Annotated in this window: 2 protein-coding genes; both read left to right on the top strand. The window is 76.7% G+C overall.

The genetic code is table 11. The features are described from left to right. Positions 1–295: phosphopantetheine-binding protein (locus ACIQOV_RS36905; RefSeq protein ID WP_401055166.1), on the top strand; the 295-nt coding region annotated here is incomplete at its 5' end. Between the two features lie 10 nt (positions 296–305). Further along, the coding region (locus tag ACIQOV_RS36900) for a condensation domain-containing protein (RefSeq protein WP_401055165.1) at positions 306–2556 on the top strand (2251 nt) is incomplete at its 3' end.

Here is a 2556-nt window from a genome sequence, read left to right as displayed (position 1 = left end):
CCCCACCGAGGAGGCGGTGGCGGAGATCTGGGCCGAGACCCTGCACACCGGCGTCGGCGCCACCGACGACTTCTTCCAGCTCGGCGGCGACTCCGTGCGCGCCCTGCTGATCGCCTCCCGGGCCAACGACGCCTTCGGCGTCACGCTCACCCCCCGCGACGTGCTGGTCTCCCGCACCGTGGCCGCCCTGGCGGACCTGGTCGAGGACCTGGTGCTCAGCGAACTCGAAGCCGCCGCCCTGGGCGGACCCGACGAAGCCGCCGCCTCCGGCCGCCCCGACGACGACGAACGGTGAGGAGCCGACCATGACGACTTCGAAGCGAGACCGCGCCGCAGCCCTGCCCGCCGACCTGCGCGAGGCCCTGCGCCGGCGGCTGGCCGGCCGGGCCGACACCGCGCAGGCCGCCGCCGACCGGGCCATCCCGCGCGCCGACCGCAGCCGGCCGCTGCCGCCCTCCTTCGTCCAGCAGCGGCTCTGGTTCCTGGACCGGCTGCGCCCCGGCGACCCGCGCTACAACAGCGCCGTCGCCCTGCGCTTCACCGGCGCGCTGGACCGCGCGGCCCTCGCCGCGGCGCTGACCGCCGTGGTGGCGCGCCACGAGGCGCTGCGCACCACCTTCGCGGAGAGCGACGGCCGGCCGGTGCAGACCGTCCTTCCGGCCGGGCCGGTCGACCTGCCGGTCCGCACACCGGCCGACGGGGAGAGCCTGGACGCCATCCTGCTCCAGGAGTACTCCCGGCCCTTCGACCTCGCCCGCGGGCCGCTGCTGCGCGCCCTGCTGGTGGCCGAGTCGCCGCACGCCCACGTGCTGCAGCTGACCGCCCACCACATCGTCACCGACGGCTGGTCCATGGGCGTCGTCCTGGACGAACTGTGCACCGCGTACGACGCCCTGGCCCGCGGCGCCGAACCCGGACTGCCCGAGGTCGCCGCCCAGTACCCCGACTTCGCGGTGTGGCAGCGCGAGCAGCTCTCCGGCGACCGGCTGGAGAAGCAACTCGCCCACTGGAAGGAGAAGCTGGCCGGCGCGGTGCCGCCGGAACTGCCGCTGGACCACCCCCGGCGCGGCGAGGAGGCCGGCCCCGGCGCCCTGCACACCTTCACCGTCCCCGCGCCGCTCACCGCCCGGCTGCGCGAACTCGCCGCCGAACGGCAGGGCACCCTCAACACCGCGCTGGTGGCCGGCACCCAGGCGCTGCTGGCCCGCTGGTCCGGCCAGGAGGACGTCACCGTCGGCTCCCTGATGGCCGGCCGCACCCGCACCGAGCTGGAACGGGCCGTCGGCTGCTTCGTCAACACGGTGGTCCTGCGCACCCGGGTGGCGCCCGACGCCTCCTTCCGCGAGCTGCTCGCGGCCGCCACCGGGACCGGCAACGACGCCCTCGCCCACGGCGACACGCCGTTCGAGCGGATCGTCGAGGCGGTCGGCGCGCCCCGCGAGGCCGGCCGCAACCCGCTGTTCGACGTGCTGGTGCTGCTGCACCCCGCCCCGGCCGCGGCCGGTGACCCGCACGGACTCGCCACCGCCCCGGTCACCGTGCCCCGGCAGGCCGCCACCTTCGACCTCAGCGTGGAGTTCGTCCCCGACGGCGAGGCGCTCACCGGCGTCCTGGAGTACCGGGCCGACCTCTTCGACGCCCCCACCGCCCGCCGGACGGCCGAGCAGCTGCTGCGGCTGCTGGAGGGCGCCGCCGCCGAACCGGACCGCCCGCTCGCCACCCTGCCGCTGCTCTCCGCGCGGGAGACCGAGCGGGTCACCCGGGACTGGAACGCCACCGCGCTGCCCGTCGAAGCCGTGAGCCACCCCGAACTGTTCCGCCGCCGGGCCGCCCTGACCCCGCACGCCCTCGCCCTGGTCGCCGGGGAGGAGCGGCTCGACTACGCGACCCTCGACGCCCGCGCCGAACGGCTCGCCCGCCACCTGATCGCCCGCGGTGCCGGCCCCGAACGGCTGGTCGCGCTGCGGCTGCCGCGCACCGCCGACCTGGTGGTGGCCGTCCTCGCGGTCTGGAAGGCCGGCGCCGGCTACCTGCCGCTGGACCCGGCGCTGCCCGAGGAGCGCGTCCAGTACCTGCTGGAGGACGCCCGCCCGGCCCTGCTGCTGGACGAGGAGACCCTGCGCGCCCTGGCGGACACCGACCCCGGTGACACGGACACCGGCGACGACACCGGCGGCACCGGCCCGCTCGCCCCGCCGGACCTCTCGACCACCGCGTACGTGCTCTACACCTCCGGCTCCACCGGCCGCCCCAAGGGCGTCACCGTCCCGCACCGCGCCCTGGCCCACCTGCTCGCCGCCCACCGGGCCGGCTTCGTCGCCGACGCCGGCGGCGGGCCGCTGAACGTCGCGCTGACCGCCTCCCTCTCCTTCGACACCTCGCTGGAGGGCCTGCTGCTGCTGGCCGACGGCCACCCGCTGCACCTGGTCGACGAGACCACCCGGATGGACCCGGCCGCCCTGGTCGAGTACGTCGTGCGCCACCGGATCGACTTCCTCGACCTCACCCCCTCCTACCTGCGCCAACTGCTGCCCGCCGGGCTGCTCGACGACCCCC

The sequence above is a fragment of the Kitasatospora sp. NPDC091257 genome (assembly GCF_044757675.1).
Classification (GTDB): Bacteria; Actinomycetota; Actinomycetes; order Streptomycetales; family Streptomycetaceae; genus Kitasatospora; species Kitasatospora lactacystinica.
This window is presented reverse-complemented; position numbering and strand designations above follow the sequence as displayed.